6 protein-coding genes are annotated in these 6,317 nt (G+C 62.3%); 5 read left to right on the top strand and 1 reads right to left on the bottom strand.

Annotation, left to right across the window (positions count from 1 at the left end):
• Positions 1-739: 739 nt before the first annotated feature.
• Positions 740-1,729 carry a LacI family DNA-binding transcriptional regulator gene (locus IL54_RS15115; RefSeq protein ID WP_037476679.1) on the bottom strand — a complete coding sequence of 330 codons (990 nt, stop codon included), beginning with the start codon at positions 1,727-1,729 and terminating at the stop codon, positions 740-742.
• Between the two features lie 113 nt (positions 1,730-1,842).
• Here IL54_RS15115 and IL54_RS15110 point away from each other — a divergent pair, with 113 nt between their 5' ends.
• From IL54_RS15110 to IL54_RS15090, 5 genes are all read left to right on the top strand, one after another.
• Complete coding sequence (locus IL54_RS15110) at positions 1,843-2,031, top strand: DUF4169 family protein (protein WP_037476678.1); 189 nt, start codon at positions 1,843-1,845, stop codon at positions 2,029-2,031.
• A gap of 100 nt (positions 2,032-2,131) precedes the next feature.
• Positions 2,132-3,349, top strand: coding sequence for an argininosuccinate synthase (locus tag IL54_RS15105; RefSeq protein ID WP_037476677.1), 1,218 nt, complete (start codon positions 2,132-2,134; stop codon positions 3,347-3,349).
• A 253-nt stretch (positions 3,350-3,602) separates the two neighbouring features.
• Positions 3,603-4,259 (top strand): EF-hand domain-containing protein, encoded by a 657-nt coding sequence (locus tag IL54_RS15100; RefSeq protein ID WP_037478826.1) that lies wholly within the window; start codon positions 3,603-3,605, stop codon positions 4,257-4,259.
• 148 nt (positions 4,260-4,407) lie between these two features.
• Positions 4,408-5,127 (top strand): response regulator, encoded by a 720-nt coding sequence (locus IL54_RS15095; protein WP_006956807.1) that lies wholly within the window; start codon positions 4,408-4,410, stop codon positions 5,125-5,127.
• On the top strand, positions 5,124-6,317 hold a 1,194-nt coding region (locus IL54_RS15090), incomplete at its 3' end, for a sensor histidine kinase (RefSeq protein WP_037478824.1). The genes IL54_RS15095 and IL54_RS15090, both read left to right, overlap by 4 nt.

Genomic DNA, 6,317 nt, shown 5'->3' with positions numbered 1-6,317 from the left:
TGCCACCCCGTCCCGGATTAAGCCATCACGCAGCAGCCCGGTGAATAAGAGAGGCTAGATGGATGTTCTTTTTCTATCAATGGTGATCACTGTGCGATAATAATTGGTGAGAATTGTCGCCTTAAAGGTTTGACGATACAAGTGCGCCGTGCAAATTCCGTTGTTGTGATAGGCTCCGAATGCACATGGGAAAGCGGAACGATTTTATCGGAAAGCGGCGATGTTGTAGCGCTTGGCAACGATTGTATGGTTTCGAATAGTGTCATTTTGCGCACTAGCGACGGCCACACGATTTTTGATGCGTGCACTCAGGAACCTATTAATCTGTCTAAAGACGTTTTCATCGGTCACCACGTATGGCTAGGAAACAGTTCGCGTGTGAATAAGGGGGCTCATGTGGGTTCTGGCTCTGTGCTGGGGCAGTGCGCTATTGCATCGGGCAAGTTAGCAGAGAACAGTATTTTCGCAGGCACGCCAGCGAGAAAAGTTCGTGACGGTATCGTTTGGTCTAGGACTGAGCATTTCTCAAACATTCCTGACGAATATTTGCCCGTTTCATAATAATTTTATATGGCTTTCTAACAACACGCAATGGATCAATATTAGTCTTTTGTATATCATAATATTTGTATTGAAATAGGCGCTTAGTCAATCACCAATTCTAATTACTGCTAGCACGGTAACTTTTGGTATTCTGATTATTGCGCGTTCCGCGCCGCTATCCATTGTTGTTTCCGGTTCAGCCCGGCTTCGGCCCCGAACTCGCCCGTTCCATTAGCGTGAACAGAAATTCCGGCGCATCATCCGGGCCGTTGGCGAGCGCGTCGATGACCGCGCGGCCCATATCCTCCAGCGGTTGGCGCACGGTCGTCAGCGGTGGCCAGGATGTCAGGCTGGCCGGGGTATCGTCGAAGCCGACCACCGAAAGATCTTCCGGCACCCGCAAACCGATCTGATGCGCCAGAGTCAGCACGCCCAGCGCCATATCGTCATTGGTGGCGAAGATCGCACTTGGCGGCTCAGGCAGGGCCAGCAAGGCCTCGCCCGCCGCAATGCCCGATGCAAAAGTAAAGCCGCCGTCGACGAACAGACTCTCGTCGATCGGCACCGCCGCCGCGGCCAGCCCATCGCGAAACCCCTCGACCCGGCGCAAGGCCGACCGATGCTTGGCGGGCGGCGTGATGATGCCGATCCGGCGATGGCCATGGGCGATCAGATGGTCCGCGACCATGCGTCCGGCGGCGCGTTCGGGCGTGTGGATATTGAAGCCCGCCCCAACCACCGACCCAGCGATCCGCGCGCAGGGCAGGCGCAACTCAGCGAGGCGCGCAAGCATCGCCGCGTCATCGGATAAGGGCGGCACCAGCAGCACGCCATCGGGGCGCAGGGCCGCCACCAGCCGGTCAAGCACGTCGAACCGCTCCTCGCCGCCCGGCGAAATGGGTTCCACGACCAGGTGATAACCCAATTCGCGGCAACGCGCGGCGGCCCCCGACTGGATGCCGCTGATATAGCCCGGCGCAGGATTGCTGTAGAGATAGGCGATCATGAACGACCGCCCGCCCGCCAGCCGTCGCGCCGACTGGTTGGGCCGATAGCCCAGTTCGCGCACCGCCGCCTGCACCCGCTCGCGCAATTCAGCGCTGACATTGGGCGCATCGTTGACGACGCGCGACACTGTCTTGATCGAAACTTTGGCGAGGGCGGCGACGTCGTGGATACTGGTCATGGATATCTGGCTCGAAACAACGGAAACACCGCTCATGCGGGGGGAAGGCGGCGCTTGGCAAGGCGCGATCATGCGCCCTATGCTGCCCATCGCCAACATAGGGATGGGCAGTGATGGGTGACGTGATCAATCTGCGCCAGGCGCGCAAAGCCAAGGCGCGGGACGACAAGGCCCAGCAGGCCGAGGCCAACCGCGCCAAATTCGGCCGCACCAAGGCGCAGCGACAGGCGGACGACACCCAGCGCGCACGGCAGGAGGCGGCCATCGACGCGGCCTATCGGGAAGATCGCGCGCCCGAATAAGGCCGAGCCGCCCGACCCTGTTCCGGTTGCGCTTTTGCCCCTTGCCTGATACCGGCGCGCGCATCATCCGCGCCATTCCCGAACAGAAGAGTCGCCCACCATGTCTGACAAGATCAACCGCATCGTCCTCGCCTTTTCCGGTGGCCTCGACACCAGCGTGATCCTGAAATGGCTGCAACAGACCTATCAATGCGAAGTGGTGACCTTCACCGCCGATCTGGGGCAGGGCGAGGAACTGGAGCCGGCCCGTGCCAAGGCGCGGCTGATGGGAGTCAAGGAAGAGCATATCTTCATCGACGACCTGCGCGAAGAGTTTGTGGCGGACTATGTCTTCCCGATGATGCGCTCCAACGCGCTCTATGAAGGCCTCTATCTGCTCGGCACGTCGATCGCCCGGCCGCTGATCGCCAAGCGCCAGATCGAAATCGCCAGACAAGTCGGCGCGGACGCGGTGTCACATGGCGCGACCGGCAAGGGCAACGACCAGGTTCGCTTTGAACTCGGCTATTACGCCCTCTCGCCTGACATCAAGGTGATCGCGCCATGGCGCGAATGGGATTTGACCAGCCGTACGAAGCTGATCGAATTCGCCGAAAAGAACCAGATTCCGATCGCCAAGGACAAGCGCGGCGAAAGCCCCTTTTCGACCGACGCGAACATGCTGCACACCTCGTCCGAGGGCAAAGTGCTGGAAGACCCGTGGGATGAAGTCCCCGACTATGTCTATTCGCGCACGGTCAACCCGGAGGACGCGCCCGACGCGCCCGAATATATCACCATCGATTTCGAGCGCGGCGACGGCGTCGCGATCAATGGCGTCGCCATGAGCCCCGCGACCTTGCTCGAAACGCTGAACGATTATGGCCGCAAGCACGGCATCGGCCGCCTCGACCTCGTCGAGAATCGCTTCGTCGGCATGAAGTCGCGCGGCATGTACGAAACGCCGGGCGGCACCATCTATCATCTCGCCCATCGCGGCATCGAGCAGGTGACGCTGGATCGCGGCGCGGCGCATCTGAAGGACGAACTCGCCCCGCGCTATGCCGAACTCATCTATAACGGCTTCTGGTTCTCGCCGGAGCGCGAGATGCTGCAGGCCGCGATCGACCATAGCCAGGAAAAGGTGACCGGCACGGTCCGCCTCAAACTCTACAAGGGCGGCGTCTATATCGTCGGCCGTAAATCGCCGCACTCGCTCTACAGCGAAAAGGTGGTGACGTTCGAGGACGATGCCGGTGCCTATGACCAGCGCGACGCAGCGGGCTTCATCAAGCTGAACGCCCTGCGCCTGCGCCTGCTGGGACGACGCGACCAGTAAAGCAGGATTCATCCAACCTCGTCATTCCCGCGAAGGCGGGAATCCATCTCCGGCGCTATCCCACGATGCGAGGTAGGGAGGTGGATCTCCGCCTTCGCGGAGATGACGACCGGGGAAAATCTCTATCATCCCTGTTACACGTTGCGACAAAGTCATGCGTGCTGTGACATAGTTGCGGGACAAGTTGGGCCGATAAGCATCTTCAAGGACGGCGAAACGTCGTTCCACATAGTTGCTTTGGAAGGAACAGGACATGATCCGCAAGTTTTTTGGAACCGTCGCGCTCGGCTCGCTCTTTGTCGGCGGCCTCGCCGCTTCGCACGTCGCTTTCGCCCAGCCGGGCGATGGCCCCGGCCGTGGCGGCCGTGGTGGCGGCATGATGATGATGGCTGACACCAACAAGGATGGCACGATCACGAAGGCGGAACTGACCGCCGGGCTGGAAGCGCGCTTCGCCAAGATGGACATCGACAAGGACGGCAAGCTGACCCAAGCCGATCGCGATGCGATGCGCACCCAGCGCCTCGACATGCGCTTTGCCAAGCTGGACACCGACAAGAACGGCCAGATCAGCAAGGCCGAAATGGCCGCCGCGCAGGAGGCCAAGGCTGACAAGCGAGCAGACAAACGCGCCGAAGCGGGCAAGCCCGGCGGGCCGGAGGGCCGCCATTGGGGCGGTCGCCATCATGGTGGCCCCGGCAAGGGCGGCAAGATGATGGGCGGTCGCGGCGACGCCAACAAGGATGGCACCGTGACCAAGGCCGAATTCATGGCCGGACCGATGGCCATGTTCGACAAGGCCGACGCCAATAAGGATGGCCAGGTGACCGCCGACGAAATCAAGGCCGCGCGTCAGGCGATGCGTAGCGCCTGGAAGGACCGCAAGGCCGCCGCTCCGTCCGCCAACTGATCGAACACCCCCCGTTCACGGGTCCAGGCCCGGCATTCCCCTGCCATCCCTGAACCGGACTCGTGAACGCTTCCGGAAGGGCGAAGACTGGCTCCCCCGCCACGCCTTCGCCCTTCCAACTTTTTCCCGCCCATGACAGACAGGCGCAATGAGCGAAAAACCCCACCTCCTGCTCGTCGATGACGAGCGTTCGATCCGCGAACCGCTGGCGCAATATCTGTCGCGCAACGGTTTTCGCGTCACCGCCGTCGACAGCGCGGCGGAGGCACGCATTCGCCTCAACGCCAATGCGATCGACATGGTGATCCTCGACATCATGATGCCGGGCGAGGATGGGCTGTCGCTCTGCCGCCATATTCGCGAGACCAGCGAAATCCCCGTCATCCTGCTGACCGCCCGCACCGAAGAAACCGATCGTATCGTGGGCCTCGAAATGGGCGCGGACGATTATGTCCTCAAACCCTTCTCTCCGCGCGAACTGGTCGCCCGGATCAAGGTGATCTTCCGCCGCGTCGCCACCGGTGGCCAGCGCGTGACCGCGCCGGACGGGGCCAATTACAGTTTCGCCGGATGGCTGCTCAAGACGCAGGAGCGTACGCTGGTGGATAGTGAGGGCGTGTCGCTGCCGCTCTCCACGGCGGAATATAATCTGATGCTGGCCTTTGCCACCCGCCCCAATTCGGTGCTGAGCCGCGACCAACTGCTCGACATCACCCAGGGGCGCGAGGCCAATGCCTTCGACCGGGCGATCGACAATCAGATCAGCCGCCTGCGCAAGAAGATCGAGCCGGACCCCAAAAATCCAACGCTGATCAAGACCGTATGGGGTGGGGGCTACACGCTCTCCGCAGACGTGCGCAAACTGTGAAGCGCCTCCGCCTCTGGCCGCAAAGCCTGGTCGGACAGATCATCGCGCTCGTCGCGCTGGCGCTGTTCGTGGCGCAGGCGATCAATTTCGGCCTGCTCTATCGCGAACGCATCCGGCTGCAATTGACCGCGCAGACCGCGCCCGCCGTCTATCGCGTGGTCGACGCGCTCGACACCCGGCCCGATCGCCCCGGCCGGCCTGGCCCGGCGCGGATGCGGGCGCGCTTCGTGCAGGGCGCGCCGCAACTGACCGGCGAAGCCCGCCCGGACATCGAAAAGCGGGCAGCGGCGATGTTCGAGGATATCGGCCTGCGCATCCTGACCGTGCGCGTGGTGCAGGACGACGCGGTGATGCCGATGCGCCGCTGGGAACGGATTCGCGTGCGCGCCGATGGCGAGCGGCCACATGACCATCGCGTCGAGCGGCTGACGCTGGCGGCCGAATATGAACCGGGCAAATGGGTCGTCACGCAAGCCCGTAGCGGCGATCGTCCAGCCCGCTTTGGCGGCTGGCTGATCGGCCAGACCCTCATCCTCTATGTCATCGTCCTCCTGCCACTGCTCTGGATCGGCAGCCGTCTCGCCCGCCCCCTGAAGCAACTGACCGGATCGGCGCAGCAATTCGCGCGCACCGGCGCAGCCGATGCCGTGGACGAACGCGGGCCGGGCGACGTGCGCGACCTCACCATGGCGTTCAACGCCATGCGGTCGCGGATCATCGCCATGTTGGACGAAAAGGACCGGATGCTGGGCGCGATCGGCCATGATCTGCGCACGCCGCTCGCTTCGCTGCGGGTCCGTGCCGAATCGGTCGAGGATGATGCGGAACGCGCACGCATGTCCGAAACCATCGATGAGATGAACCGGATGCTGGAGGATATTCTCTCGCTCGCCCGCGCGGGACGCAGCACCGAAGCAGTCCAGAAGGTCGATCTCGCCGCACTCGCCGATGCAGTAGTGGAAGATTTCATCGAACTGGAATCGCCCGTCGACATGACCGAAAGCGACCGTGCCGTCGCGTTCGTGCGACCGCAACAGATCCGCCGCGCCCTGCGCAACCTCATCGAAAACGCCATCGTCTACGGCGAATGCGCCCATGTGTCGGTGGTGCGCGAAGCGGGCTCCATTCGCCTGGTCGTCGCCGATGACGGCCCCGGCATTGCCGAGGACCGGATGGAGGAGATGCTCGAA

Origin of the sequence: Sphingobium sp. ba1 (genome assembly GCF_000743655.1) — a bacterium.
Taxonomy (GTDB): domain Bacteria; phylum Pseudomonadota; class Alphaproteobacteria; order Sphingomonadales; family Sphingomonadaceae; genus Sphingobium.
The sequence above is the reverse complement of the archived record's forward strand: the minus strand, read 5'-3'. Positions and strand labels throughout refer to the sequence as shown.

What these genes read in the sequence shown, in the direction of transcription:
- IL54_RS15105 (WP_037476677.1), top strand. Translation starts at nt 2,132, where the DNA reads ATGTCTGACAAGATCAACCGCATCGTCCTCGCCTTTTCCGGTGGCCTC.
- IL54_RS15110 (WP_037476678.1), top strand. Translation starts at nt 1,843, where the DNA reads ATGGGTGACGTGATCAATCTGCGCCAGGCGCGCAAAGCCAAGGCGCGG.
- IL54_RS15095 (WP_006956807.1), top strand. Translation starts at nt 4,408, where the DNA reads ATGAGCGAAAAACCCCACCTCCTGCTCGTCGATGACGAGCGTTCGATC.
- IL54_RS15100 (WP_037478826.1), top strand. Translation starts at nt 3,603, where the DNA reads ATGATCCGCAAGTTTTTTGGAACCGTCGCGCTCGGCTCGCTCTTTGTC.
- IL54_RS15115 (WP_037476679.1), bottom strand. Translation starts at nt 1,729, where the DNA reads ATGACCAGTATCCACGACGTCGCCGCCCTCGCCAAAGTTTCGATCAAG.